The organism is Achromobacter sp. (genome assembly GCF_050285585.1).
Taxonomy (GTDB): Bacteria; Pseudomonadota; Gammaproteobacteria; order Burkholderiales; family Burkholderiaceae_B; genus Achromobacter.
Map to the genome: position 1 here is coordinate 76,597 of NZ_JBLZXF010000013.1, position 25,821 is coordinate 102,417.

Below are 25,821 nucleotides of genomic sequence, written 5' to 3' on the forward strand. Positions count from 1 at the left end.
GGCGGGGTTCCGGCATCAGCATACTTCGGGATGGACCTCGCGGGTCAAGGCCAGCCAGGCCTGCGCGGCATGCGACAGATAGCCGCCGCGGCGCCAGACCAGCACCATTTCCCAGTCCGTGCCCTCGTCGCGCAGAGGCACGCGGGACACGCCGGCATGCAGCTCTTCGCGGGCCTTCAGGCGCGGCAGGAACGCCACGCCCAGTCCGGCCGCCACCAGCGCCACGATGAAATCGATCTGGCCGCTGCGCGCCGCGATCGCAGGCGCGAAGCCGGCCCGCTGGCAGGCGTCATGCAGGATGCGGTTCAAGGCGAAGCCGGTCTCGAACAGGATGAACGGCGAATCCCGCAATTCGAGCAGGCTCACTGCCTCCGCATGGGCCTTGGGGTGGTCGGCCGGCATGAGCGCCACCAGCGGTTCGCGGGCCACGGGCTGCCATTCGAAATGGTCGGGCACGGGCTTGAGCGAGGCCGCCAGTTCGATTTCGCCGGCCATCACCATTTCCTCGAGGCGGCGGCTGCCGTGCTCGACCAGGCTGATTTCCACCTGCGGGTAGCGGCTGCGGAAGCGCGCGAACATGGGGGCGAACAGGGTGCTGCTGCCCAGCGGCGGCAGGCCCAGCCGCAGCACCCCGCGCTTGAGTCCTTTCAATTCGTCCAGTTCGGCGTACAGATCGTCGCGCTGGGCCAGCATGGCCAGCGCGCGGCGATAGACGATTTCGCCTGCCGCCGTCAGGCGCAAAGGCTGCGCGTGGCGGTCCAGCAACGGCATGCCCAGTTCGTCTTCGAGCTGGCGCACAGCCTTGCTGACCGTGGGCTGGGTCGCGAATACCGCCTTGGCCGCCTGCGAGAAGCCCCCCTGGCGAACGACTTCGACCAGGGCGCGCAAGGGGCGCAGTTCCATGGCTATGCCTCATTGGAATAGGGTGGATTCAATGAATTCATTTTATCTATGGAAAGCATGGGCGTAAAACGGAAGCTTGCCGCTGGAACCGTCGTGATGCCCTTTCCCCGCCACACCATTCTCTTGCGCAGCGTCCTGCGCCGCAGCCGCGTGCTGCAGATCTGTCTGATCGTCCTGTTTTCATGCCTGGGTCAGGCGCTTGCCCAGGTCCTGGGCCTGCCTGTGCCCGGGGGCGTCATCGGCATGGCCATCGTGCTGGCCCTGCTGGCGACGCGCCGCCTGCGCGTGCGCAATGTGCATCGCGGCGCCAGCTGGCTGCTGGGAGAGATGCTGCTGTTCTTCGTGCCCGCCGTCATGTCGCTGCTGGACCATCGCGAGTTCCTGGGCGTGCTGGGCCTGAAGCTGCTCGCGGTCATCCTGCTGGGCACCGCGCTGGTCATGGCGGGCACGGCGCTCACCATCGACTTCTGCTATCGCTGGATGAACCGCCGTGCCGCGTGATTTCAACCTGCTGTTCTGGCCGGCGGCGACGGTACTCGCCTACGCCGGCGCCCGGCTCTTCTATCGCCGCTACGCCTATTGGTGCACGTCGACCCTGGTCGTGGCGCCGGCCCTGCTGCTGGCGCTGGCGATCGCGCTCCATACCGGGTACCGGGACTATATGGCGGGGTCCCATTGGCTGATGGCGATGCTGGGGCCGGTCATCGTGGCCTTCGCGCTGCCGCTCTACGAGCAGCGCGCCCTGATCCGCCGCTATTGGCCAGTGCTGGTGGCCGGCGTGGCCGTGGGCAGCCTCATCGCGGGCGCCAGCGCCTGGCTGCTGGGCAGCTTGCTGGACCTGCCGGCGGATCTCCGGCTGAGCCTGCTGCCGCGTTCCGTGGCCACGCCCTTCGCGGTGGCCGTGTCGTCCCACGTAGGCGGCGTGCCCGACCTGACCGCGGTCTTCGTCATCGTGACGGGCGTGTTCGGCGCGGCCATCGGCCAGTTCATGCGCCGCTGGCTGCCGTTGCGCTCGGCGCTCGCGCGCGGCGCGCTCTTCGGCATGGGCGCGCACGGCGCCGGAACCGCGAAGGCCCGCGAACTGGCCGCCGACGAGGGCGCGGTCGCGGGCCTGGTGATGGTGATGGCGGGCCTGTTCAACGTGCTCGTTACGCCAGCCGTGGTCGTGGCCCTGCAGGCCTGAGCGCCCGCTTCAGTGCACCAGTTCGAGGGCGACGGGGTACAGGGACGCAACCAGCAGCAGCGCCATGCTGACGTTGAAGGCGCGGATGGCCCATGGCCGGTGCAGCACGCGGCGCAGCGCCGTGCCGAAGGTCACCCATATGCCGATGCTGGGCAGGTTGACGATGCCGCAGACGAGGGTGGCGATCACGAGATTCGCGAAGAAGCCGTTTTGCGGGGTATAGGTCGCCACCACGCCCACAGCCATCACCCATGCCTTGGGGTTGACCCACTGGAAGGCCGCGGCCTGCAGGAAGGTGAAAGGCTTGCCGCGCACCTCGCCATCGTCCATGCCGCCCGAGTTGGCGATCTTCCAGGCCAGGTACAGCAGATAGGCGGCGCCCGCGTACTTCAACACCGTGTACAGCTGGGGCACCTGCTGGAACACCGAGCCCAGGCCGATGCCCACCAGGAAGATCATCAGCGTGAATCCGAGGTTCACGCCCAGCAGGTGCGGCATGCTGCGGCGGAAGCCGAAATTCAGCCCGGAGGACGCGAGCATCACGTTGTTCGGTCCGGGAGTGATCGAACTGACCAGGGCGAACGTCGCCAGCGGGCCCAGCAAGGACAAAGACATCAGGGGCACGTCGGCCCAATTGGAGGGAAGCAGATTCATTTCTTGGTTCCGACGATGGCGCGGCGTCCGCCGGCGATCACGACGATCACCGCGGCCGCGAAGAAGAAGGTTGCGGTTTCCACCGATTCGTTGAACAGCAGCGCCGCCGCCACCACCGTGAGAAAGGGTTGCAGCAACTGTACTTGTCCTACCCGGGCGATCCCGCCCACGGCCAGGCCGCGGTACCAGGCGAAAAATCCCAGGAACATCGAGCCGAACGCCAGATAGGCGCAGGCAAGGACGACCGTGGCGCTGGGCCAGCTGGCCTGCGCCGCCATCCAGCCCACCGGGGCCGCCACGACGGGGGCGCTGATCGCCAGGGCCCAGCATATTGTGCGCCCGCCGCCCAGGGTGCGCGAGGCGCGCGCGCCTTCGGCGTAGCCCATGCCGCCCAGCACCACCGCCACCAGCAGCCAGAGATCGCCCAGGGACAGCGTGCCGTGGCCCTGGCGCAAGGCATAGGCCGTGACCAGCGCGGCGCCGGCCAGGGCCCAGGCCCAGAACGTGGCCGAGGGGCGCTCGCCGCTGCGCAGGGCGGCAAAGGCAGCGGTCGACAGCGGCAGCAGCCCGTTGAATACCGCGCCGTGCGACGAGGGCACGGTCTGCATGGCGAAGGAAGAGGCCAGCGGCCAGCCCACGACGATGCCCAGCGCCGCCAGGATCACGCCGGGCCACTCCTGCCGGTTCGGCCGGCGCGCGCGCGTCAGCCACAGCAGGGCGACGGCTGGCACGGCCGCCACCAGCGCCCGGCCCAGCCCGACCAGCAGCGGCTGCAGCTCGGCCACGGCCAGCCGCGTCATGGGCAGCGTCAGGGAAAAGACCAGCACCCCCAGGAATCCGTAGGCGTAGCCTTCCCAGGGCATGCCTGGCGCGCCGGCGGCGGCCTGGGAAGAGGGATAGAAAGCGGGACGGGTCATTACAGCCACCAGTTGCGGGTTTTCGTTATTGCTGCCACTCTACGCATAGTCATCGGTACAGTACCGGTACACTTTTGCATGTCACTTTAATCACTGGCCTGGTGAAATCCCCATGACAGTTGCTTCCGCTAGTTCGCCTACTTTGCCCTGGCAGCCCGTGCGCCAGGCCGACGCCACCCTGGTGGCCCAACTGGCCGACGGTCTGGCCCGCCGTATCGACGAGCAGGGCCTGCGGCCCGGCACCCGGCTTCCGTCCATCCGCAAAATGGCCGAACAGTCCGGCGTCAGCCGCTTCACCGTGGTGGAGGCCTACGACCGGCTGGTGGCGCGGGGGCTGGTCCAGTCGCGGCGGGGCGCGGGTTTCTTCGTCCGGGCGCGCAGCGGTCCGCTGGCGGCGGTGGCCTCGGCGGCACCCAGCAGCCTGGCGCCGCCGGCCAGGATCGATGTCGCCTGGCTTCTGCGCAGCATGTTCCGCGACAACTCCGCCCTGGGCATGCCGGGCGGTGCGGGCCTGCTGCCGCCGGATTGGCTGGACCCGGAAATGGTGGCCGGGGCGGTGCGAGCGGTCGGACGCTCGGTGCGCGGGCATCTGGTCAGCTACGGCCATCCCCAAGGTTTCGCGCCGCTGCGCCAGCAGATCGCCGCCTCGTTGCAGAACGATGGGGTGCCGGCGCATCCGGAACTGAACCTGCTCACGACCAATGGGGTCACGCACGCCCTGGATCTGATCGCGCGGTACCTGGTCAAGCCGGGCGACACCGTGCTGGTCGAGGATCCCGCCTGGTTCGTCATCTTCGGCCGCCTCGCCGCCTTCGGGGCGCGCCTGATCGGCGTGCCGCGCGGCCCGGACGGCCCCGACACGGCGCTGCTGCAGCAACTGGCGGAGCAGCACAAACCCAAGCTCTTCATCGTCAACAGCGCCGTGCACAACCCCACGGGCCATACGCTGTCGGCCGGCGTGGCCTACGACATCCTGCGGATCGCCGAGAAGCACGATTTCATGGTCGTCGAAGACGATACCTACGGCGAGCTGCACCCGGGCGGGGCCATGAAACTGGCCGTGCTGGACCGCCTGAACCGCGTGATCCTCGTGGGCGGCTATTCCAAGATGCTGGCGGCCAGCCTGCGCGTGGGCTATCTGGCGGCCAATCCCGAAATCCTGCAGAAGCTGGCCGACCTGAAGATGCTGGCAGGCCTGACCTCGCCCGAACTGGGCGAACGGGTCGTGCACCGCGTGCTGATGGAAGGGCAGTACCGGCGGCATATCGAACGCGTGCGCGCGCGGGTGGACGAGGCCCGCCAGCGGTGCCTGAAAGGGCTCCTCAGGCTGGGGCTGACGGTGCCCCGCGAACCGCACGCGGGCATGTTCGTCTGGGCGGATTGCGGCCGCGATTCCGAGCAGCTGGCGCGCGTGGCGGCCGATCATGGCATGCTGCTGGCGCCGGGCACGCTGTTTTCCCCGTCGCAGGCGCCGTCGACCATGGCGCGCTTTTCGGTAACCATCGCGGATCACCGGGGCATTTGGGCCGATCTTGAAAAAATCTTCGCGCAAACCCGGTCCGGCAATCAATAATAGTAGGCAGCAATATCTCTGAAGCCATTGAAGGAAACGTCATGTCCGCACCCATCAAACCCCTTACCCAGAATTTCGCCGTGGCCCCGCAGCTAGGCCCGGACGACATGGCAGACGTCGCCGCCGCCGGCTACAAAAGCGTCATCATCAACCGTCCCGATTTCGAGGGCGGCCCGGACCAACCCACCGCCGCGGATGTCTCCAAGGCGGCGCAGGCAGCGGGCCTGCAGATCGAATACCAGCCCGTGGTGGGCAGCGCCATGACCGCCGCCGACGTGCAGCGTTTCGCCGAACTGCTGCGCACCCTTCCGGGCCCGGTGCTGGCGTACTGCCGCACGGGCACCCGTTGCACGAACCTGTTCGCGGCCGCCCAGCAGCTGGGCTGAACGGGAGATTGACGCGCATCAAGCATGCCGGGTTCAATTGATGTGAACCTGGCGTGTTTCCGGTAGCATGGAGACTCCTCTCAAACAGGAGCAGGCAGATGTTCAAGAAGATCCTGATTCCCACCGACGGTTCGCCGCTCTCGGCGCAAGCCGCCAACGCTGGTATTTGCTTTGCGCGTTCCGTAGGCGCTGAAGTCGTCGCCCTCTACGTGACGCAGCCCTTCGCAGCCACGATCGGCTTTGACGGCATGGCCGCTGCCTATGCCATTACCGACGAAGACTACGAAAAGGCCTCGGCCGAGCAGGCCGACAAGTACCTCAAGCAGATCACGGACCGCGCCGACACCGCCGGCGTGAAGTCCGAGGCGCGCGCCGTGTCCAACTTCAACGTCGCCGACGGCATCGTGCAAGCCGCCGCCGACGCCGGCTGCGACCTGATCTTCATCGGCAGCCACGGCCGCAGCGGCCTGTCGCGCCTGCTGCTGGGCAGCGTCACGGCCAAGGTCCTGTCGCTGGCCAGCACCGCCGTGCTGGTCTACCGCGTGAAGGAAGAAAAGAAGTAGGCGCCTGCCTCCAGGCCGGCCGCCGCAAGGCATGCAAGCCCCTCTTGGCCGAGGGGCTTTTTTTCGTCCTTTCCCCGGTCCGGGACACGTTGCCGGCCTTTGTATGTTGAGGCCGGCACGCGTAATATTTAAGCATCAGCGCGGGCGCGATTTCGCCACTCTAAAGCACTCTCTGCGGCATGGCGCCCGCCGCGGCAACGCCCGGTCGGGCTTGCCGTCTTTGCCTGGCGGCTCACTCCAAGGAAGAGGCCATGACTCGCAAGACGCGTATCGAGCTATACCGCAATATCGGCATCAGCGCCCATATCGACGCGGGAAAAACGACGACCACCGAGCGCATCCTCTTTTACACCGGCATCACCCACAAAATCGGCGAAGTGCACGACGGCGCCGCGGTGATGGACTGGATGGAGCAGGAGCAGGAACGCGGCATCACGATCACCTCGGCCGCCACCACCGCCTTCTGGAAGGGCATGGCCGGCAACTATCCCGAGCATCGCATCAACATCATCGACACGCCGGGCCACGTGGACTTCACCATCGAGGTCGAACGCTCCATGCGCGTGCTGGACGGCGCGGTCATGGTCTACGATGCGGTGGGCGGCGTGCAGCCCCAGTCCGAGACCGTCTGGCGCCAGGCCAACAAGTACAAGGTGCCGCGCCTGGCTTTCGTCAACAAGATGGACCGCGTGGGCGCGGACTTCCTGCGCGTGCATCGCCAGATCGCCGAGCGCCTGAAGGGCGATGCCGTGCCCATCCAGCTGCCCGTGGGCGCCGAAGACCATTTCGAAGGCGTGATCGACCTGGTCAAGATGAAAGCCATCATCTGGGACGACGCCAGCCAGGGCGTGCGCTTCGAGTACCGGGACATCCCGGCCGCGATGCAGGCGCAGGCGCAGGAATGGCACGACAAAATGGTCGAGAAGGCCGCCGAGGCCAACGAGACGCTGCTCGAGAAATACCTGTCGGGCGAACCGTTGACCGAGGACGAGATCAAGCAGGGCCTGCGTATGCGCACGGTCGCCAACGAGATCGTGCCCATGCTGTGCGGCAGCGCCTTCAAGAACAAGGGCGTGCAGGCCATGCTGGACGCCGTCCTCGACTACATGCCTTCGCCCGTCGACGTGCCCGCCATCAAGGGCCATGACGAGCGCGACCGCGAGATCGAGCGCCATCCCGCCGACAACGAGCCGTTCTCGGCGCTGGCCTTCAAGATCATGACGGATCCCTTCGTCGGCCAGCTGGTGTTCTTCCGCGTCTATTCGGGCGTGGTGAAGTCGGGCGATTCCGTCTTCAATCCCACCAAGCAAAAAAAGGAGCGGCTGGGCCGCATCCTGCAGATGCACGCCAACGAGCGGCGCGAGATCACCGAGGTCTATGCGGGCGACATCGCCGCCGCCGTCGGCATCAAGGACGTGACCACCGGCGATACGCTGACGGATCCCGCGCACGTGATCATCCTCGAACGCATGGTGTTTCCCGAGCCGGTGATTTCGCAGGCCGTCGAACCCAAGACCAAGGCCGACCAGGAAAAAATGGGCATCGCGCTGGGCCGCCTGGCCCAGGAAGACCCCTCTTTCCGCGTGCGCACCGACGAGGAATCGGGGCAGACCATCATCTCGGGCATGGGCGAGCTGCACCTGGAAATCCTTGTCGACCGCATGAAGCGCGAGTTCGGCGTCGAGGCCACCGTGGGCAAGCCGCAGGTGGCATACCGGGAAACCATCCGCAAGACCTGCGACGAAGCCGAAGGCAAGTTCGTCAAGCAATCCGGCGGCCGCGGCCAGTATGGCCACGTGGTGCTCAAACTCGAGCCGCAGGAGCCCGGCAAGGGCTACGAGTTCGTCGACGCCATCAAGGGCGGGGTCGTGCCGCGCGAATTCATTCCTGCTGTGGACAAGGGCGTGCGCGAATCGCTGAACGCCGGCGTCCTGGCCGGCTATCCCGTGGTGGACGTGAAGGTGACGCTGTTCTTCGGGTCGTACCATGACGTGGACTCGAACGAGAACGCGTTCAAGATGGCGGCGTCCATGGCGTTCAAGGAAGGCATGCGCCGCGCGGATCCGGTGTTGCTTGAGCCCATGATGCAGGTCGAGGTGGAAACGCCCGAGGACTTCACGGGCAACGTCATGGGCGACCTGTCGTCCCGCCGCGGGTTGGTCCAGGGCATGGAGGACATCGCCGGGGGCGGCGGCAAGCTGGTGCGGGCCGAGGTGCCGTTGGCCGAGATGTTCGGCTATTCGACCTCGCTGCGTTCGCTGACGCAGGGGCGGGCCACGTACACCATGGAGTTCAAGCACTACGCCGAGGCGCCGCGCCAGGTCGCGCAGGAAGTGATGGCGGCCCAGGGGGCGGGCCGTTGAACGGAGGCTAGGCCGGGGCCGCTGCCCTGGCCGCCGCCGCGCGCATGCGCGACGAAGCCAGCCTCACGCCCAGCAGGATCATCACGAAACCGTAGGCATGGAACAGCTGCGGCGCCTCGCCCAGCAGCGGCCAGGCCAGCAGCGCCGCATAGACCGGCACCAGGAACATCGACACGCCCGCCGTGGCGGGGCCCGCCTGGCTGATCAACTTGCCGTACACGTAATAGGCGCCCAGGCTGGGCACCATGGCCAGGAACAGCAGTACCGCGGCCAGGCGCGGATCGGTCCATGGCGGCATGGCGCCGGAGGCGGCCTCGATGGCGGCGAAGGGCGCCAGCGCGAACACGCCGCCCAGCATCAGCGTCGCCAGCCGCGCGCTGTCCGGTACCGCGGGCAGGGTCAGGCGCTTTTGCAGCACGGTATAGAAGGCCCAGCCGGTGGCCGCCAGCAACACCCACAGGTCGCCCTGGCCAAAAGCCAGGCGGGCGAAGGCTTGCGCGTCGCCGCGCGACAGCACCACCAGCACGCCTCCCAGGGCGAGCGCCAGGCCGGCGCCGCGCAGCGCCGACAGGGGCTTGCGCCAGAGCACGGCCTCCAGCAATGCCACCAGGATGGGGCTGCAGGAGAAAATCAGCGCGATGTTGGTGGCGCTGGTGGTCTGGGCGCCGATATATTGCGGCGCCACCGCCACGCCCATGCCCAGCACCGCCAGCGGCACGAGCGATGGCAGGCTGCGCCGCAGCGTCCCGCGGTGCGCGCGCAAGGCGGGCGCGGCCAGCGGCAGCAGGATCAGCAGCGCGATCAGCCAGCGGCCGAAGGCCAGAAAGACGGGGGGAAGGCTTGCGTCGTGGGCCCAGCGGGCCGCGACCATATTGGAGGCGAATAGCGCCGGGGCGGTGAATAGCATGGCGGCGCCGGAGAGGCCCAGGCCGGATCTTGCGGGTGCTGCTGCGAAGGACATGATTTCCCGCCGCGCGGATCGGCACGCGGCATGAGGCGTTGAAACTGCCGGCGCCCGCGCCGGGTTGTGCCGCAGCGTCAGCGCCGAAATCCGACGGCCGGGATAAGCGGCCGTCTTGCAAGAGAGTCTACGGGGAGGAGCGGAAAATAGGTTTCCTGATTCACGCCAGATTCGGTGGATTTGGAAAATATCTATCCATTAAAATCTGATTTCCCAGATATTTTCACTTTCCCCCTCCCGAGGCCATGTCCGCAACGCCCAAGATCGATGAAACCGACCGCAAGATCCTGCGTGCGTTGCGCGCGGACGGGCGGCTCACCAACCTGAAACTGGCCGAGCAGGTGGGGCTGTCGCCCACGCCGTGCTGGAACCGGGTCAAGGCGCTGGAAGAGGCAGGGGTGATCGAGGGCTACGCGGCCCTGCTGAATCAGAAAGCGCTGGGGCTGCCGGACACCGTCATGATCGAGGTGACGCTGGAGCACCACGACGACGACACCTTGGCGCGCTTCGGCGAGGAGATCACCCGCCTGCCGGAGGTGGTCGAGGCCTTTCTCGTCACAGGGGAATACGACTATCTGATCAAGGTGGCCGTGGCGGGCACCGAGGGCTACGAGGCGTTTCTCCGCAAGCGGCTATACAAGTTGCGCGGCGTGCGCCACAGCCGCTCCACGTTCGTGCTGCGGCGTCTGAAGCACACGCCTTCGGTGGAGCCCTAGCCGCCGATGAATTCCTCGATGGCGCCATTGAAGGCGCGTGGATTGCCCAGGTTCATGCCGTGGGAAGATCCGGTGATCGTCACCCGGTGCGCTTGCGGCAGCCATTGCGATAGCGCGTCGAGCACCGCCGGATAGGGGGAAGGGCTCAGGGCGCCGCCGATCAGCAAGGTCGGCAATTTCAGCGCGCCGATCTGCTGCGGCGACAGCGCCTGCGGTGTTTCCAGCGCCTGCCCGAACAGCGTGCCGACATTGTCGCGCACCATTTCCTTGAACCAGGGCACCATGCGCTGCCAGGTGTTGGGGCCGGTCACGGTATCGACGAACAGGGCCAGGCCTGCCTCGATGTCGCCTTGGCGGATGAGGGCCAGCGCCTGTTGGCGGAATCCGCCGCGCAGGTCATCCTCGCCAGGCAGCGGCAGCCCGGGATCGGCCAGGGTGAGGCTGCGCAGCGTATCGGGCTGGCGCAACGCCGCTTCCAGCGCGATGCGGCCTCCCCGCGAATGGCCCACCAGGTGGGCGGGGCCGCCGGCCACGGTGTCGATGAATTCCAGCACGTCGCTGGCATGCTGCTCGATCGAAAAGCCGTCGCCCGCGCCGTCCCAGGCCTCGGGCCAATAGCGTCGCAGGCACACGGCCAGCACGCGGAACGACCGGCCCAGCGGCGCCATCTGCGATTTCCAGTACCGGCAGTCGGACAGGGAGCCATGCACCAGCACCAGGGGCGCGCCGGTGCCGTACTCGGTGTAGGACATGGCGTAGCCGTCGATGAGCGCGGTTTGCAGGGGCAGGACGGGTTCGGAACGCATGGGATTCGTATGGAAAAGCCAGGCCCGCATTCTAGCCCGGCGCCGCCTGCGGGGCAGGGCGCGCCGACGCTGATACACTCGTTTCCGATCTGCCGGCGCCGGTTCGCGCCGGCATGCTTTCCAAGAACGGAGCCCTGCCCGATGTCCCCCGAGTCCATTGCCGCCTTGCCCGAATCCGCCCAACGCGTCGCTCGCCTGTTGCTGGAGCTGGGCCACGACAAACCCGTGGTCGTCCTGCCGCAGACCGGCAAGACCTCGGCGGAGGCCGCGGCGGGCCTGGGCTGCGAAGTCGCGCAGATCGCAAAATCCATCATCTTCCGCCGCGCATCCGACAATGCGCCGGTGCTGGTGATCGCCAGCGGCGTCAACCGCGTGGATGAAGCCAAGGTGGCCGCGCAGGTGGGCGAGCTGGCCAAGGCGGATGCCAAGTTCGTGCGCGACATGACTGGTTACGCAATCGGCGGCGTATGCCCCATCGGCCACACGGTCAAGCCGGTGATGTTGCTGGACGCGGACCTGTTCAACTACGGCAGTCTGTGGGCCGCCGCAGGGCATCCGCATGCCGTGTTCAACCTGACTCCGCAGCAGTTGGCGGATATGACCGGCGCGCCGGTCTCGGACGTGGCGCAGCGCGCCTGAACGCCGCGGCCCGCCTCAGCGCGGGTGCGCTTCCAGGCCGTCGATCAGCACCTGCCGCAAGCCGCGCGAGCAGGTTTCAACCCGTCCCTGCACGCCGTAGACGTCCGCCAGCGACGCGGGGGTGATCACGTCTGCGGGCGCGCCCGCCGCATACGGCCGCCCGCCATGGATCATCACGGCGCGGTCGGCGTGTTGCAGCGCCACGTTCAGATCGTGCAGGACGATGAGGCTGATGAGGCCGTGTTCCCGCGTTTCCTGCTTCAGGAGGCGCATGACGTGGAACTGGTAATTCAGGTCCAGGGCCGAGAGGGGTTCGTCCAGAAGCAGCACGCGCGGGTGCCGGACGAGCGCCTGCGCCAGTCCCACCAACTGCTTCTGGCCGCCAGACAGCGCATCCAGGTAGTGCATCGCGAGGTGGCCTATGCCCAGGCGTTCCAGCAGCCGTTCGATGGCTTGCGGGTCGGAGCACGATGCCGCGTCGCCGCTGGCCCTGGCCGCCACCAGCACCGATTCGAAGACCCGCAGATGCACCGCGGCCGGCAGGCTCTGCGGCAGATAGACCACGTGGCGGGCGCGTTCTCCGAATCCCTGGCGGATCAGGTCCTGCCCGTCCAGCACGGCACTGCCCGCCCGGGCGCGCACCAGGCCGGCCAGGGCCTTGAGCAGCGTTGATTTGCCGCTGCCGTTCGGGCCGAGCAGCGCGGTGACTTCCCCCGCCCGCAGCGCGGGCAGGGTCAGCGCGTGCAGCACGTCTCCGCGCCCATAGCCGGCGCTAAGTCCGGCCACGGCCAGCTCCATCGGCGGCGCGGCGTCGGCAGTCATGGCATTTGCCGGCGCAGGACGACGGACACGAAGAAGGGGATGCCCACCAGCGCGGTGACGATGCCGACTGGAACGATGACGCCGGGGACGAGGTTCTTCGACGCAATCGACGCCAGCGACAGGATCACGGCGCCCACCAGGGCGCTGCCCGGCAGGTAATAGCGGTGGTCTTCGCCGAACAGGCGGCGCGCGATGTGCGGGGCCACCAGTCCGATGAAGCCGATCGTGCCTACGAAGGCGACCGCCAGGGACGACAGCAGGCTGACCCGCGCCAGGGCGGCCACGCGTACGCGGCGCACGTCCACGCCGAAGCTCGCCGCCCGGTCTTCGCCCAGGCGCAGGGCGGTCAGTTTCCAGGATTGGCGCATGGACAGGGGCAGGGCGAGCCCGATGGCGGCCGCCAGCACGCCCACGGACGCCCAGCCGGAACGCGACAGGCTCCCCATGGTCCAGAACACCAGGTTCTGCAGGGCTTCGGCGCTGGCCATGAACTGGACCAGCGATACCAGGGCATTGAATGTGAACAGCATGGCAATGCCGAACAGCACCACCGCCGAGGTGTTCATACCGCCCCAGCGGGTCACGGCGTCCAGCAGCAGCGCAGCCAGCATCGCGAACAGGAAGGCGTTGCCCGCGATCAGCCACCCGGCGGGGATGCCGGGCAGGCCCAATTGCAGCACGATCGCCAGCGAGGCCCCGAAGGCGGCGGCGGACGACACGCCCAGCGTGAACGGACTGGCCAGGGGATTGTTCAGGATGGTCTGCATCTCGGCGCCCGCGAGCCCCAGCGCCATGCCCACCAGCGCCGCCATCAGCGCGGAGGGCAGGCGGATGTCCCACACGATGACCCGGTAGGTCGGATCGGCGGCCGCCGGCGCCGTCAGCGTGCGCCACAGATCGCGCCATGGCAGGCCCGAAGGACCCACCGTGAAGTCGACCAGGAGCGCCAAGAAAATCGCCGCCAGCAGCAGGGCGACGAGCCCTGCCCGGCGGCGCAGGATGTGCCGGTAGGCGGCAACCGCGCTTGCGGTTGGCGGCATTACTGCAACAGCTGCAGCCGGCTCTTGGCCGTGCCGGCGGCCGGCGTGGTCGGGTAGTCGCGGACGATGCGCTGCAGCGTCGTCTTGGCGCCGGCGCGGTTGTTCAGCTCGATCTGGCTGCCGGCGATGACGAGCAAGGCGTCGGGGGCGCGGGCATTGTCGGGAGACTTCTGGACCATGGCGTTCAATTGGTCGATGGCGCCCTTGAAGTCCTTCAGCGCATAGCGGCTGCTGCCCAGGTAGAACTGGGCGCTGGGCGCCAGCTGGCTGGCTGGATACAGCGCGGTGAACGCGGCGAGCGATTCGGCGGCGTCTTTGTACTGGCCTTTGCGGAACAGGTCGATTGCGCCGTCGTAGGCAGCCTGTTCCTGCGGATCGCCCGCGGAGGCTCCCGGCGGGTTCGCGCTGCCGGCCGCGCCGCCCGGCTTGGCGCTGGGCTGCTGGCGCGAAACCAGTTCGAGCTGGTCGCGCAGTTGGGCGACTTCCTGCTGCAACGCCTGGATCTGGTCGGCCAATTGCAGCTTGGCGCGCTGGCTCTGCTCGTTCTGCTGCTGTACCTGCTGGCGCAGATCCAGGATGGCCCGGCGGGCCTCATCGTCGGAAAAAGCGTGGGCCGGAGCAGCCAGGGCCGCGAACACCAGGCCAGTGGCCAAAATCAGGGGACGCAGGGACAGAACGTTATCGCGCATGAAAATTCCCGGGTATAAAAACAAACGTCGGGACGGCCGGCTGACCGTCCCGACGCGTGGTAGGACACTCGACTATACGGAGAGTTTAGCGGCGATAGACGATATCGGCGCGACGGTTTTCCGCAAAGTCGGCTTCCGACGTACCGGTCGCCTTCGGCTTTTCCTTACCAAAGCTGATGGTTTCGATCTGGTTGTCGCTGACGCCCAGCAGGGTCATCATGCGGCGCACGGCATCCGCGCGGCGCTGGCCCAGGGCCAGGTTGTATTCAGCGCCGCCGCGTTCGTCGGTGTTGCCTTCGATCTTGATGGTCTGCTGCTGGTGCGAGGCCAGGTACTTGGCGTGGGTTTCCACCAGGCTGCGGTACTGGTCCGACACCGTGTAGCTGTCGAAGTCAAAGTATACCGAGCGCTGTTGCGCCAGGATGCTTTGGGGGTTGAAGGGATCAAGGATCTGGCCGGAGGCCGAGGATCCTTGGCCAGCGCCTCCGCCCTGACCCGCTTTATCGTCGAGAGGGACGGAGCTGCAAGCTGCCAGCGTGGCAGCCAGAGCGGCGATGGTTAGGCTTTTGGCAATGCGCGACTTCATGATAGTTCCTTTGCAAAGAGAGTCACACGTGTTATCGGGTAAATGGGCCCCAAGTCGGTTCACGTATTTCCCCGTTCAGTACCGAAAGCGTCTGCCGTACGCGGCCATCGCTCGAGACACCCGCAAGCACGCTACGGCCATTTTGGATGGCGGCGTAAAGGACTTGCATGCCATTCGGCGCAAAGCTCGGGGACTGATCGTCACGACCATCAGTCAGCAAGGTCTCGGCGCCTGAGGACAGGTTCAACGACGCGATTCGAAACGCGCCGTCGCGTCTTGCAACGTACAGCAGCGTCGATCCGTCGGGGGAAATTCGGGGTGAGATGTTGTAACCACCATTAAACGTGAGGCGGCGTGCTTCGCCACCACTCGAGCCGGTCTGGTAGATCTGCGGCCCGCCGCTGCGGTCACTCGTAAAGATAATGGATGCCCCGTCCGGCGTAAAGCTCGGTTCGGTGTCGATGCCGGGAGAACGCGTAACTCGGGTCGGATTGGAGCCGTCCGTCGCGCTAACGATGTAAATTTGCGACAAACCGTCGCGCGTCAGGGCCACCGCCAGCTTGGAACCGTCGGGCGACCAGCCGGGCGCGCTGTTGTTGCCCTTGAAGTTGGCGACAGGAGCGCGGGCGCTGGAAGCCAGATTGTGCACGTACACGACGGGCTTGCCGGATTCGAAGCTCACGTAGGCCAGCTTGGAGCCGTCGGGCGACCAGGACGGGGAAATGATGGGCTCCCGCGAGCGCAGGGCCACCTGGGGGTTCTGGCCGTCGGCGTCGGCAACCTGCAGTTCGTAGGTGGCGCCTTTTTTCAGCACATACGCGATACGGGTCGAAAACACGCCGCGAACGCCGGTGATCTTCTCGTAGATGCGGTCGGCGATCTGGTGGGCGACCCGGCGCAGTTCCTGTTCGGTGCCGGAGAACGCCACGCCGTCGAGCTGACCCTTCTTGACGGTGTCGGCGAGGCGGTAGCGGACGTCGTAGCGGCCGTCGGCGCCGCGCGAGATGCTGCCGTAGGCGATGAAGTCGGCGCCCTTGGCGCGCCAGTCGTCGTGGGCGATGGGGGAATCGACGTTCAAGCCGGAGCCCGCCGCGTTGATCAGGCGGAACTGGCCGGTGCGGGTCAGGTCGGCGCGAATCACGTCGGCCAGGGCGCGGCCGTGGGTGTCGTCCACGGCGAAGTCGGCGATCGCCACGGGATACTGGGTGGCCCCGGTGCCCGAGATATCGACGCGCAACTGGGCATGGGCGGGCTTCATGGCCATCAGGCAGGCCAGCGCCAGCATCAGCAGCCCGAGTCCATACGATCGCCAGAGAGCGAGCTGGGGTACTCGTCGGCTATAAGCGGGAGTCATATTCTTCAATCTCCTGTCAATCATACATTCTGTACACAACGTCAATAATGGGTTCGTAGCGGCCCGTGGAAGGCTTCGGGAAGGGGTTGCAGCGGCGGATGCCGGTTTCGACCGCGCGGTCGAAGCCGGCATTGCCCGAAGAACTGGTCAACGTCACGCCGTTGACTTTCCCGTCGGAACCTAACTGTACCCGGTATTGTGCCGTGGGATTTTCCGATCCGCTGCGAGGCGGGGGCGGATAAGCCACCCCGGGCTGCACGCAGGCGCGGACCTTGGCGCCATAGCCGCTGTCGCGGCCGCCGCCCGCCTGATTGCGGTCGGCCGTGCCGCCGGGAATGCCCGCGGCGCCCATGGCGTCGTTGCGGAACGCATCCTTCAGCGCCTTGTCGGCGGCCGCCTTCTTGGCGGCTTCTTCCTTGGCCTTCTTCTCGGCCGCGGCTTTCTTCTCGGCAGCCGCCTTTTCGGCTGCGGCCTTTTCCGCGGCGGCTTTTTCCGCCGCGGCCTTCTTGGCGGCGTCTTCCTTGGCCTTCTTCTCGGCGGCGGCCTTGTCGGCAGCGGCTTTCTCGGCCGCGGCCTTTTCCGCGGCAGCCTTCTCCGCGGCCTGGCGTTCCTGCTCCAGCCGCTTTTTCTCCTTCAGCTCCGCCTGCTTGCGCTCTTCCTCGAGACGCGCCTTTTCCTTGGCCTCGGCGGCCTGGCGGGCCTTTTCCTCTTCCTCGCGCTTCTTCTTGGCTTCCTGAAGCGCGATTTCGGGGTCGACCTCCTCGGTCTTGGGCTGGACCTGGGGCTCAGGCTTGGGCGGAGGCGGGGGCGGGGGCGGCGGCTCGGGCGCCTTCTCGGGCTCGGGCTTCGGCTCGGGCTTGGGTTGCGGCTTGGGAGGTTCGGGCTCGGGCTGAGGCGTGGGGGGCGGCGAGACGGGCGAATTGCCGTCGGCCCAGAGCTCCACCTGCACGGGGCCGGGGTTCTCGGAGCGCCAGTTCACGCCAAAGATCAAGACGATCAGCAGCAGCAAATGCACCGCCACGGCCAGGAGCAGAGCCTTCCGGTTGTCGTGGTTGGGCGGGGGGGCCGGGGGGCCGCTGCGATGTCGAATAATGGGTGGCGTCATGAGCGTTGCATGCCGGCGGCGCCGGCGGAAGGCGTCGCGTTAGCGTTTTTTCGCGGGTGCGGGCTGGGGGGCGCCGGAGGATTGGTCCACCAGCAGACCCAGGCGGGTGATGCCGTTGGTGCGCAATTCGTCCATGACCTTCACCACGGTCTCGTACGGCACCTTGCCGTCGGCGGCGATGACCACCGGCGTTTCGGCCGTGATGCGCGAACGCACTTGCGCCACCAGCTCGGGGCGCGCGATGTCCTGCGGGGTGGCGCCGGGTTCGCGCATGCGCAGGGCGAGCTTGCCGTCTTCCGAAATCTGGACTTCCAGCGGCTTGACCGGCACCTCGGAGGCGGCGCCTACCGAGGGCAGCTGGATCAGGCCGGGAGTAATGAGGGGGGCGGTCACCATGAAGATGACCAGCAGCACCAGCATGACGTCGATGTACGGCACCACGTTGATGTCGGCCTTCATGCGGCGGCCGGCCCTGCCGCGTGAGCTTACCGAAGGCATTAGCGCACCTGCCGTTGCAGAATGTTCAGGAATTCATCGACGAAGCTGTCGAAACGGATCGAGATACGGTCGATGTCGTTGGTGAACCGGTTGTAGGCGACGACGGCCGGGATGGCGGCGAACAGGCCGATGGCGGTGGCGATCAGCGCTTCCGCGATGCCGGGCGCCACCGAGGCCAGCGTGGCCTGCTGCATGTTCGACAGGCCGATGAAGGCGTGCATGATCCCCCAGACGGTGCCCAGCAGGCCGATATAGGGCGAAACCGAGCCGGCGGAGGCCAGGAAGTTCAGGTGCGACTCCAGCGAGTCCATCTCGCGCTGGTAGGCGGCGCGCATGGCGCGGCGCGGGCCGTCCAGCACGGCCGTGGCGTCGCCGGACGCGTTGCCGCGGCGGGCCTTCAGGAATTCGGTCATGCCGGCGTCGAAGATGCGGGCGAGAGCGCCTTGCTCGTCACGGCGCGAGGCCACCGCCTGCTGCAGCATGGAGAGGTCGCCGCCCGACCAGAAATCGTCTTCGAAGCGGCGGGTCTGGGCATGGGCGCGCTTGATGGCCAGTCGCTTGGCGAAAATGTAGGTCCAGGACATGATCGAGATGCCCAACAGCATCAGCATGATCAGCTGGACCGGCACGCTGGCGTGGGTGATCAGCGAAAGCAACGACATGTCGTTGGTGACTTGCATGGTTATTCCTGAATGAATTTCAGTTTGGCGCGAACGTCAGCCGGCAATTCCGCCGGCCGCATGTGAATGGCATCGACGCAGCAGACTTGGATGTTGCCTTCGGCAAGCAGTTCCCCGTCGCGCTCCGCGCGCTGCGCGAAGTGTATCGAAGCGCGGCCCAGTCGTGTGACCCGGCTGCGTATGGTAAGCAAATCGTCCAGCCTGGCCGGCTTCCGATAGGACATGTCCAGCGCGCGGACAACGAACAGCCGTTGCTCGCTGGCGGCCAGGGCGGACTGGTTGACCCCCAGGTCGCGCAGCCACTCCGTGCGTGCGCGCTCCAGGAATTTCAAGTAGTTGGCGTAGAAGACCACCCCGCCCGCGTCCGTGTCCTCGTAGTAGACACGGACTTGCAGGATGGATTCTGGGGACTTCGGGTCGGTCACGATGGGCAAATTTCAGGGTCGGGACGCGGAAAGTCCATAGTTACTATAGGGTTTACAGGGTGTCGAGCTTCGTCAGCACGGCTTCCAGCGCGGACTCTACCGGAATCTTGGCTGCTTCGGTTTCCCGACGGGCCTGCAATTCCACCACACCATCGTTCAGGCCGCGTTCTCCAACTGTTACACGCAGCGGCGCGCCGATCAGCTCCCATTCAGCAAACATCACGCCCGGGCGGGCGTCGCGGTCGTCCAGGATGACGTCCACGCCGCGCGCCAGGAGCGATTCGTACAGTTTCTGCGCGGTGTCACGCACGGTTTCACTTTTGCCCCAGCCCACCGGGCAGATCACGACCTCGAAGGGCGCGATCGCTCGGGGCCAGATGATGCCGCGGGCATCGTGGTTCTGCTCGATCGCGGCGCCCACGATGCGGGTCACGCCGATGCCGTAGCAGCCCATTTCCAGCACCGCCGGCTTGCCGGTTTCGTCCAGGAAGGTGGCCTTGAGCGCCTCCGAGTACTTCTTGCCCAGGTAGAAAACGTGGCCCACTTCGATGCCGCGCTGGATGGAGAGGGTGCCCTTGCCGTCAGGCGAGGGGTCGCCTGCGACCACGTTGCGCAGGTCCGCCACCCGTTCCGGCTCGGGCAGGTCGCGGCCCCAGTTCACGCCCTGGATGTGGAAATCTTCCTTGTTCGCGCCGCAGACGAAGTCGGCCATGTTGGCCACGGTGCGGTCGGCGATGACGTGCACGGGGCGGGCGGTTTTGACCGGGCCCAGATAGCCGGGCTTGCAGCCGAAGTGTTCGACGATTTCGGTTTCCGTGGCGAAGCGGAAGCCGGCCAGGCCGGGCAGCTTGCCGGCCTTGATTTCGTTGAGTTCGTGGTCGCCGCGCAGCAGCAGCAGCCAGATGTCCGCGCCCTTTTCGCCGTCGGTGGCCAGCACGATCGACTTGATCGTGCGTTCCAGCGGCAGGCCCAGGAGCTTGGCCACGTCTTCGCACTTGGCCGCGCCCGGCGTGGGCACGTCGGCCATGGCCTGGGCGGGCTCGGCGCGCGAGGGATACAGCGCGGGCGCCTCGGCCAGTTCGATGTTGGCGGCGTAGTCCGATTCGGCGTTGTAGACCAGCAGGTCCTCGCCGGTTTCGGCGATCACCTGGAATTCATGGCTGCGGGTGCCGCCGATCGAGCCCGTGTCCGCCGCCACCGCGCGGAATTCCAGGCCGAGACGGCCGAAAATGCGCATGTAGGCGTTGAACATGATGTCGTAGCTGCGCTGGGCGCCGGCTTCGTCGCGGTCGAAGGAGTAGGCGTCCTTCATGGTGAATTCGCGGCCGCGCATCAGGCCGAAGCGCGGGCGGCGCTCGTCCCGGAACTTGGTCTGGATGTGGTAGAAGTTCACCGGCAGCTGGCGGTAGCTGTGGATCTCATTGCGGGCGATGTCCGTAATGACTTCCTCGGACGTGGGCTGCAACACGAAATCGCGCTGGTGCCGGTCCTTGATGCGCAGGAGTTCGGCGCCGTACTGCTCCCAGCGGCCCGATTCCTGCCAGAGTTCCGCCGGCTGGACCACCGGCATCAGCAGCTCGATGGCGCCCGCGGCATTCATCTCTTCCCGGACGATGGCCTCGACCTTGCGGATGATCTTCAGGCCCAGGGGCATGTAGGTGTAGATGCCGCCCGCGAGCTTGCGGATCATGCCGGCCCGGGTCATCAGCTGGTGGCTGGCGACTTCGGCCTCGGACGGGGCTTCTTTGAGGGTGTTGATGTGGTAGTTGGATGCGCGCATGTTTAAAGGTGGCAGCAGATACGTATAATCGACCGTAATTGTATTGAATTCGGTGGGGGTGGCCCATGCTTGACCGCGAAGGCTACCGCCCCAATGTCGGCATCATTCTCGTCAACGGTAGAAACGAGGTCTTTTGGGGCAAGCGTATCAGGGAACATGCATGGCAGTTCCCCCAGGGCGGCATCAAATATGGCGAAAGCCCGGTGCAGGCCATGTATCGCGAACTCCATGAAGAGGTGGGCCTGAAGCCCGAGCATGTCCGTATTTTGGGGCGTACACGCGATTGGTTACGTTATAACGTGCCCGATCACTTTGTCCGGCGTGAGTGGCGTGGCCACTATAAAGGACAAAAACAGATTTGGTTCTTGTTGCGCCTGGTGGGACGTGACAGTGATGTTTGCTTGCGCGCGACGCAGCATCCGGAATTCGACGCCTGGCGCTGGAGCCAGTACTGGGTTCCGCTGGATGCCGTCATCGAGTTCAAGCGAGACGTCTATACCCAGGCGTTGAACGAGTTGTCGGCTATCCTCTTTCGGCGCCATCACGAGACCCGCTACCTGCGCCAGCGGGTGCATGGTCAGCGGGCAGCAGAGAATTTGCCCGAAGGAACGGACGGTCATGCGCATATTGTTGGTTGAAGACGAACGGGACATGGCGTCCTGGTTGATGCGCGCGCTCGCCCAGAGCGGGTTCGTGCCGGACCATGCCGCCGACGCCAGGACGGCCGAGGCTTTCATGGCGGGCACGGAGTACGACGCCATCGTCATGGACTTGCGCCTGCCCGACAAGCACGGGCTGGTGGTCCTGCGCGAAATGCGCAACCGCGACGACCGCACGCCGGTCTTGCTGCTGACCGCCCAGGGCGCCCTGCAGGACCGCGTGCGGGGCCTGAACCTCGGCGCGGACGACTTCCTGACCAAGCCCTTCGCCCTCGAAGAGCTGGAAGCCCGGCTGACCGCCCTGGTGCGGCGCAGCCGCGGCCGCCAGCATCCGCGCCTGCAGTGCGGCTCGTTGTCCTACGACAGTGAAAGCCGCGCATTCACGCTGGACGGCTCCCTGCTGTTCCTGACTCCGCGCGAGCACGCCGCCTTGGCGGCGCTCTTGACCCGCAGCGGCTATCCGGTGGACAAGTCCCAGTTGTTCGGCAAGGTCTTCACGCACGATAGCGAAGCCAATCCCGATGCCATCGAGGTCGTGCTGCACCGGTTGCGCAAGAAGCTCGCGGGCAGCGACGTGCGCATCGTGACGGTCCGCGGGCTGGGCTACATGCTCGAAAGCGTGGCCAGCGAATCCGCGGAACCCTCGGGTTCATAGCCTCCGGAAGGCGCCTGGCATGGCTACCCGCATCCGTTGCCGTATCGGCGCGAAGCGCCCGTGAGCCTCCGGCTGCCGGGGCTTCCGCGCGTCGGCATCCGCGCGCTGCTGATCATCCTGCTGCTGCCGGGCGTGGTGGTGCTGCTGGTCGTCGACAGCCTGAACGACTACCGCACCCTGTCGGAGATCACCAACGAAGCGTACGACAGCGCGCTGGTCGAGCCGGCCCGCGTCCTGGAAAGCAGTCTGGAGTTCACGCCCGACGGCAAGCTGCAAGTCGCCACGCCGCTCTATGCGCAGGTGATGCTCGAATCGCGCGCCGGCCTGCGCAAGTACTTCCGCATCGAAGAAATCGATCCGCCCCTGCCGGACGGCTCGCCGGTGCCCGCGGACCAGGGCAAGACCCTGCTGGGCATGCCGGAAATGCCCCGTCCGCCCAATTGGCCGCGTTCGAATGGCCAACCCGTCTTCTACGACGGGGTCTATCGCAACGACCCCGTGCGGGTCGTTGCGGTGGTGCGGGACCTGTATTACCAGGGGCAGCATCGCCAGGTGCTGGTCGTCGTGGCGGAAAGCACCGGCAAGCGCATCGAGGCCGAGAACCGCGCGCGGCGCCAGGAAATCCTGCGGGATACCCGCATGCTGGCGCTGGTGGTGCTGCTCGTCTGGTGGGGCGTATCCTGGGCCTTGAAGCCGCTGCGCCGGCTGCGCAACGACATCCGGGGGCGGCGCCCCGACGACCTCACGCCGCTGGATGCGTCCCGCGTGCCCAGCGAAGTGGCTCCGCTCGTCGACGCCGTCAATCACCATATCGCGCGCTATCGCCGGGTGCTGGACGAACAGTCGCACTTTCTGGCCGATGCCTCCCATCAATTGCGCACGCCGCTGGCCATCATGCTGACGCAGGCGCAATATGCGCTGCGCGAACGCGATCCCGCGCGCGCGCAGGAGGGCCTGCGAGCCATCGTCGATCAATTGGGCCGCACCCGGCGCCTCACCGAACAGCTGCTGTCCCTGGCGCATGCCAACCAGGCCGACCAGTTGCCGAGGCAGTTGCTCGACATGAACGCCGTGTCGCGCGAGGTGGTGCTCCAGTATCTCCCGCTGGCGCACGAGAAGCAGCAGGACCTGGGGTGGGTGCAAGCCGGCTCCGAAGACGGGCAGGAGACGCCCGTGCCGGTCTCGGGCAACGAGGCCGAATTGCACGAGGCGCTATCGAACCTGGTGCACAACGCCATCCACTACGCGCCCGCCGGGGCGCGCATCACCGTGTCGGTCTGCCGTGTGGAAAACCGGGCGGAGGTCGCCGTATCCGACAACGGGCCCGGCCTGGAGCCGCTTCTGCGCCAGCGCGCCTTCTCGCGTTTCGAGCGGGTCGGCACCGATAAGCCGGTCACCTCGTCGGGCTCGGGCCTCGGGCTGGCGATCGCGCGCGCCTACGCGCGCCGCAACGACGGCGATATCGAACTGCGCGACGGCGAACCCAATGCGCAGGGCGGCATCGGCCTGTCCTCCGTGCTGTGGCTGCCGATAGCCTCGACGGTCTCGCAGTATCCCCGCCCGCTTGACGTCGAGCTCAAGGGCGACCAATAACGCGCGCGGCTTTCACTGCTGCTTACACATGAGATTCGTCTTCCGGTCAGGGATTACCCCTGAATTCAGGAAGGCGACAGCGCGCAGAAAGCGAATTCGCAGCTTCCTTCCTTAATCTGCGCTCCGGCCTTTCGTCAGAGGCCGGGTGGCGTCCGTCCAGGGCGGCACATCGAGGGCCGGCATGTGCCCTGCACCAGGAAGGAGGATGACGTGCAAAAAACAATCAACAGGAAGGACTACTACGGCGGCGCGCTGATGGTCCTCATCGGGTTGGGGGCGATCTACGGCGGCACCGACTATCACATCGGCACGCTGAGCCACATGGGTCCGGGTTTCTTTCCGGCCGCATTGGGCGGCCTGCTGGCCCTGACCGGGGTGCTGATCGCGATGTCGGCGCGTTCGGGCCAGACGGCGGCGCCGGCTCCCGGGGACGGCCACGCGCACGGGCTGCCGGATTTCCGCGGCGGGGCATGCATCCTGCTGGGCATCCTGGCGTTCCTGCTTCTGGGCCATTATGGCGGCCTGCTGCCCGCCACGTTCGCCGTCGTCTTCATTTCAGCGCTAGGCGACCGCAAGAACACGATCAAGCAGGCGTTCCTGCTTTCGATCTCCATGGTCGCGATCGCGGTCGTCGTTTTCTGGTGGGCGCTGCAACTGCAGCTGCCGCTGTTTCGCTGGGGTTGAAGCACCATGATTTCCCAATCCTTGATGGACCTCTGGTACGGCTTCGGCGTCGCCTTCCAGTGGCACAACCTCATGTGGTCGTTCTTCGGCGTGCTGGTGGGCAACCTCATCGGCGTGCTGCCCGGGATGGGCGCGCTGTCGGCCATTTCGATCCTGCTGCCGCTGACCTACGTGATGCATCCGGTGCCCGCCATTCTGATGCTGGCTGGCATCTTCTACGGCTCCCAGTACGGCGGCGCCATCGGCGCGATCCTGCTCAATCTGCCTTCGCATCCGCCCCACGCGGTCACCTGCCTGGACGGTTATCCGCTGACCAAACAGGGCAAGGGCGGGACGGCGCTCGGCATCACCATGATCTGCTCGTTCTTCGCGGCCTCGGTGGGGATCATCGTCATGATCTTCGCTTCGCCGCTGCTGGTGGAGATCGCGTTCAAATTCGGTCCGACGGAAATCTTCTCCATCATGCTGCTGGGGCTGCTTGCGGGCGCGACGATGTCCCGCGGCTCGCCGCTGAAGGGCGTGGCGATGACACTGTTCGGCTTGATGTGCGGCGTGGTGGGCACGGACGTGAACACCGGCACCATCCGCTTTTCCTTCGGCCTGCTGGATCTGTCCGACGGCCTGGAGCTGGTGGCGATCTCGATGGGCCTGTTCGGCGTGGCCGACTTCCTGATGAGCGTCAACCGCATGAGCATCATCGGCAGCGGCGCCAAGCTGCGCCTGAAAGACATGCGGCCCAGCCGGCAGGAACTCAAGACGGCTTTCTGGCCCATGGTCCGCGGCACGACGGTAGGCACGCTGTTCGGCGCCATGCCCGGCACCGGCCCCACGATCACGACGTTCGTGGCCTATGCGTTGGAGCGCAAGATTTCCAAGACGCCAGAGAAGTTCGGCACCGGCATGATTGCCGGCGTGGCTTCGCCCGAAGCATCGTCGCACTCCAAGACGCAGGTGGACTTCATTCCGACGATGAGCCTGGGCATTCCGGGGGACGCCGTGATGGCGCTGATCCTGGGCGCGCTGCTGATCCAGGGCATCCAGCCTGGCCCGCAGTTGATCACCGAGCATCCGGACATCTTCTGGGGGCTGATCGCCAGCTTCTGGGTGGGCAACGTGCTGCTCATGGTGCTTAACGTGCCGCTGATCGGCGTGTGGGTGAAACTGCTGCAGGTGCCTTACCGTTACCTGTTCCCGTCCGCGCTGTTCTTCATCGCAGTGGGCGTGTTCAGCACGCAGAACAGCCTCTTCCAGATCTGGGAAGTGCTGGCGTTCGGCGTGATCGGCGCCGTCCTGATGACCCTGGAATTCTCCGTTGCCCCCATCCTGCTCGGCTTCGTGCTCGGGCCGATGGTGGAAGAGAATTTCCGTCGCGCGCTGCTGTTGTCGCGCGGCGACCTGGCGGTGTTCATCGAACGGCCGATCAGCGCTTGGTTCATCGCCGCGAGCGCCTTGCTGGTCCTGTTGCAGGTGTGGGCCTTCCTGCGCCGCAGCCGCAACAAGGGCGGGAACAAGCCCGAAGTGCCGCAGGCGGCCTGAGCGGGGCTCCATTCACGGTAGCGAACGGCCCGGCCCCTGCCGGGCCGTTTG

28 protein-coding genes are annotated in these 25,821 nt (G+C 66.5%); 13 read left to right on the forward strand and 15 right to left on the reverse strand.

Features of this window, described 5'->3' with window-relative positions:
* Positions 1-15: 15 nt before the first annotated feature.
* Positions 16-903 (reverse strand): LysR family transcriptional regulator, encoded by an 888-nt coding sequence (locus ACN6PJ_RS18490; RefSeq protein ID WP_427997295.1) that lies wholly within the window; start codon positions 901-903, stop codon positions 16-18.
* Between the two features lie 96 nt (positions 904-999).
* Between ACN6PJ_RS18490 and ACN6PJ_RS18495 the strand changes: the two genes are divergently transcribed.
* Together ACN6PJ_RS18495 and ACN6PJ_RS18500 are read left to right on the forward strand one after the other, a co-directional pair.
* The gene (locus ACN6PJ_RS18495) at positions 1,000-1,404 is read left to right on the forward strand and encodes a CidA/LrgA family protein (protein ID WP_427997333.1); all 405 of its coding nucleotides are present in this window, start codon (positions 1,000-1,002) and stop codon (positions 1,402-1,404) included.
* Positions 1,394-2,086, forward strand: a complete 693-nt coding sequence (locus tag ACN6PJ_RS18500; RefSeq protein WP_427997296.1) for an LrgB family protein — start codon at positions 1,394-1,396, stop codon at positions 2,084-2,086. The genes ACN6PJ_RS18495 and ACN6PJ_RS18500 overlap by 11 nt, the downstream gene beginning before the upstream one ends.
* Positions 2,087-2,095: 9 nt before the next feature.
* Here ACN6PJ_RS18500 and ACN6PJ_RS18505 read toward each other — a convergent pair whose 3' ends face one another.
* On the reverse strand, positions 2,096-2,740 hold the full coding sequence (locus ACN6PJ_RS18505; protein ID WP_427997297.1) for a LysE family translocator: 645 nt from the start codon (positions 2,738-2,740) through the stop codon (positions 2,096-2,098).
* Complete coding sequence (locus tag ACN6PJ_RS18510; protein WP_427997298.1) at positions 2,737-3,657, reverse strand: DMT family transporter; 921 nt, start codon at positions 3,655-3,657, stop codon at positions 2,737-2,739. The genes ACN6PJ_RS18505 and ACN6PJ_RS18510 overlap by 4 nt, the downstream gene beginning before the upstream one ends.
* 112 nt (positions 3,658-3,769) lie before the next feature.
* On the opposite strand from ACN6PJ_RS18510, the gene ACN6PJ_RS18515 reads away from it, so the two are divergent.
* The 4 genes from ACN6PJ_RS18515 (at position 3,770) to fusA (ending at position 8,542) form a co-directional block, all read left to right on the forward strand.
* A complete protein-coding gene (locus ACN6PJ_RS18515; RefSeq protein WP_427997299.1) occupies positions 3,770-5,230 on the forward strand; it encodes a PLP-dependent aminotransferase family protein in 1,461 nt (486 codons plus the stop codon).
* Between the two features lie 41 nt (positions 5,231-5,271).
* Positions 5,272-5,616 carry a TIGR01244 family sulfur transferase gene (locus tag ACN6PJ_RS18520; protein ID WP_043544931.1) on the forward strand — a complete coding sequence of 115 codons (345 nt, stop codon included), beginning with the start codon at positions 5,272-5,274 and terminating at the stop codon, positions 5,614-5,616.
* Positions 5,617-5,714: 98 nt separating this feature from the next.
* Positions 5,715-6,179: a universal stress protein gene (locus ACN6PJ_RS18525; protein WP_043544932.1), complete on the forward strand. Its 465-nt coding sequence runs from the start codon at positions 5,715-5,717 to the stop codon at positions 6,177-6,179.
* Positions 6,180-6,430: 251 nt separating this feature from the next.
* A complete protein-coding gene (gene fusA, locus ACN6PJ_RS18530; protein ID WP_427997300.1) occupies positions 6,431-8,542 on the forward strand; it encodes an elongation factor G in 2,112 nt (703 codons plus the stop codon).
* Positions 8,543-8,549: 7 nt separating this feature from the next.
* Here the strand turns inward: fusA and ACN6PJ_RS18535 are convergent, their stop codons facing one another.
* On the reverse strand, positions 8,550-9,503 hold the full coding sequence (locus tag ACN6PJ_RS18535) for a DMT family transporter (RefSeq protein WP_427997301.1): 954 nt from the start codon (positions 9,501-9,503) through the stop codon (positions 8,550-8,552).
* Positions 9,504-9,748: 245 nt separating this feature from the next.
* Between ACN6PJ_RS18535 and ACN6PJ_RS18540 the strand changes: the two genes are divergently transcribed.
* Entirely contained in the window at positions 9,749-10,219 is a 471-nt protein-coding gene (locus ACN6PJ_RS18540; protein WP_427997302.1) for an Lrp/AsnC family transcriptional regulator, read from the forward strand.
* Here the strand turns inward: ACN6PJ_RS18540 and ACN6PJ_RS18545 are convergent.
* Positions 10,216-11,025, reverse strand: a complete 810-nt coding sequence (locus ACN6PJ_RS18545; protein WP_427997303.1) for an alpha/beta fold hydrolase — start codon at positions 11,023-11,025, stop codon at positions 10,216-10,218. The genes ACN6PJ_RS18540 and ACN6PJ_RS18545 overlap by 4 nt on opposite strands.
* A gap of 141 nt (positions 11,026-11,166) precedes the next feature.
* Between ACN6PJ_RS18545 and ACN6PJ_RS18550 the strand changes: the two genes are divergently transcribed.
* On the forward strand, positions 11,167-11,664 hold the full coding sequence (locus ACN6PJ_RS18550) for a YbaK/EbsC family protein (RefSeq protein ID WP_427997304.1): 498 nt from the start codon (positions 11,167-11,169) through the stop codon (positions 11,662-11,664).
* Between the two features lie 15 nt (positions 11,665-11,679).
* Here the strand turns inward: ACN6PJ_RS18550 and ACN6PJ_RS18555 are convergent, their stop codons facing one another.
* From ACN6PJ_RS18555 to ACN6PJ_RS18600, 10 genes are all read right to left on the reverse strand, one after another.
* Positions 11,680-12,486: an ABC transporter ATP-binding protein gene (locus ACN6PJ_RS18555; protein ID WP_427997305.1), complete on the reverse strand. Its 807-nt coding sequence runs from the start codon at positions 12,484-12,486 to the stop codon at positions 11,680-11,682.
* A complete protein-coding gene (locus ACN6PJ_RS18560; RefSeq protein WP_427997306.1) occupies positions 12,483-13,526 on the reverse strand; it encodes a FecCD family ABC transporter permease in 1,044 nt (347 codons plus the stop codon). Before ACN6PJ_RS18560 ends, ACN6PJ_RS18555 begins: the two co-directional genes overlap by 4 nt.
* Positions 13,526-14,215: a tol-pal system protein YbgF gene (gene ybgF, locus ACN6PJ_RS18565; protein ID WP_427997307.1), complete on the reverse strand. Its 690-nt coding sequence runs from the start codon at positions 14,213-14,215 to the stop codon at positions 13,526-13,528. The genes ACN6PJ_RS18560 and ybgF overlap by 1 nt, the downstream gene beginning before the upstream one ends.
* A gap of 85 nt (positions 14,216-14,300) precedes the next feature.
* Entirely contained in the window at positions 14,301-14,801 is a 501-nt protein-coding gene (gene pal / locus ACN6PJ_RS18570) for a peptidoglycan-associated lipoprotein Pal (RefSeq protein ID WP_175209997.1), read from the reverse strand.
* Between the two features lie 31 nt (positions 14,802-14,832).
* The gene (gene tolB, locus ACN6PJ_RS18575; protein WP_427997308.1) at positions 14,833-16,155 is read right to left on the reverse strand and encodes a Tol-Pal system beta propeller repeat protein TolB; all 1,323 of its coding nucleotides are present in this window, start codon (positions 16,153-16,155) and stop codon (positions 14,833-14,835) included.
* Between the two features lie 16 nt (positions 16,156-16,171).
* A complete protein-coding gene (gene tolA / locus ACN6PJ_RS18580; protein WP_427997309.1) occupies positions 16,172-17,260 on the reverse strand; it encodes a cell envelope integrity protein TolA in 1,089 nt (362 codons plus the stop codon).
* Positions 17,261-17,299: 39 nt separating this feature from the next.
* Positions 17,300-17,758: an ExbD/TolR family protein gene (locus ACN6PJ_RS18585; RefSeq protein WP_043542407.1), complete on the reverse strand. Its 459-nt coding sequence runs from the start codon at positions 17,756-17,758 to the stop codon at positions 17,300-17,302.
* Positions 17,758-18,438, reverse strand: coding sequence for a protein TolQ (tolQ, locus tag ACN6PJ_RS18590; RefSeq protein ID WP_043542406.1), 681 nt, complete (start codon positions 18,436-18,438; stop codon positions 17,758-17,760). Before tolQ ends, ACN6PJ_RS18585 begins: the two co-directional genes overlap by 1 nt.
* A 2-nt stretch (positions 18,439-18,440) precedes the next feature.
* Positions 18,441-18,863, reverse strand: coding sequence for a tol-pal system-associated acyl-CoA thioesterase (ybgC, locus tag ACN6PJ_RS18595; RefSeq protein ID WP_427997310.1), 423 nt, complete (start codon positions 18,861-18,863; stop codon positions 18,441-18,443).
* A gap of 52 nt (positions 18,864-18,915) precedes the next feature.
* The gene (locus ACN6PJ_RS18600) at positions 18,916-20,643 is read right to left on the reverse strand and encodes a proline--tRNA ligase (RefSeq protein WP_427997311.1); all 1,728 of its coding nucleotides are present in this window, start codon (positions 20,641-20,643) and stop codon (positions 18,916-18,918) included.
* 65 nt (positions 20,644-20,708) lie between these two features.
* On the opposite strand from ACN6PJ_RS18600, the gene ACN6PJ_RS18605 reads away from it, so the two are divergent.
* From ACN6PJ_RS18605 to ACN6PJ_RS18625, 5 genes are all read left to right on the forward strand, one after another.
* Positions 20,709-21,281 (forward strand): RNA pyrophosphohydrolase, encoded by a 573-nt coding sequence (locus ACN6PJ_RS18605; protein WP_042796390.1) that lies wholly within the window; start codon positions 20,709-20,711, stop codon positions 21,279-21,281.
* Positions 21,262-21,957 (forward strand): response regulator, encoded by a 696-nt coding sequence (locus ACN6PJ_RS18610; RefSeq protein WP_427997312.1) that lies wholly within the window; start codon positions 21,262-21,264, stop codon positions 21,955-21,957. Before ACN6PJ_RS18605 ends, ACN6PJ_RS18610 begins: the two co-directional genes overlap by 20 nt.
* 60 nt (positions 21,958-22,017) lie before the next feature.
* Complete coding sequence (locus ACN6PJ_RS18615) at positions 22,018-23,550, forward strand: sensor histidine kinase (RefSeq protein ID WP_427997313.1); 1,533 nt, start codon at positions 22,018-22,020, stop codon at positions 23,548-23,550.
* 255 nt (positions 23,551-23,805) lie between these two features.
* Positions 23,806-24,234: a tripartite tricarboxylate transporter TctB family protein gene (locus ACN6PJ_RS18620; RefSeq protein ID WP_427997334.1), complete on the forward strand. Its 429-nt coding sequence runs from the start codon at positions 23,806-23,808 to the stop codon at positions 24,232-24,234.
* A gap of 6 nt (positions 24,235-24,240) precedes the next feature.
* On the forward strand, positions 24,241-25,770 hold the full coding sequence (locus ACN6PJ_RS18625) for a tripartite tricarboxylate transporter permease (RefSeq protein ID WP_427997314.1): 1,530 nt from the start codon (positions 24,241-24,243) through the stop codon (positions 25,768-25,770).
* Positions 25,771-25,821 lie beyond the last annotated feature (51 nt).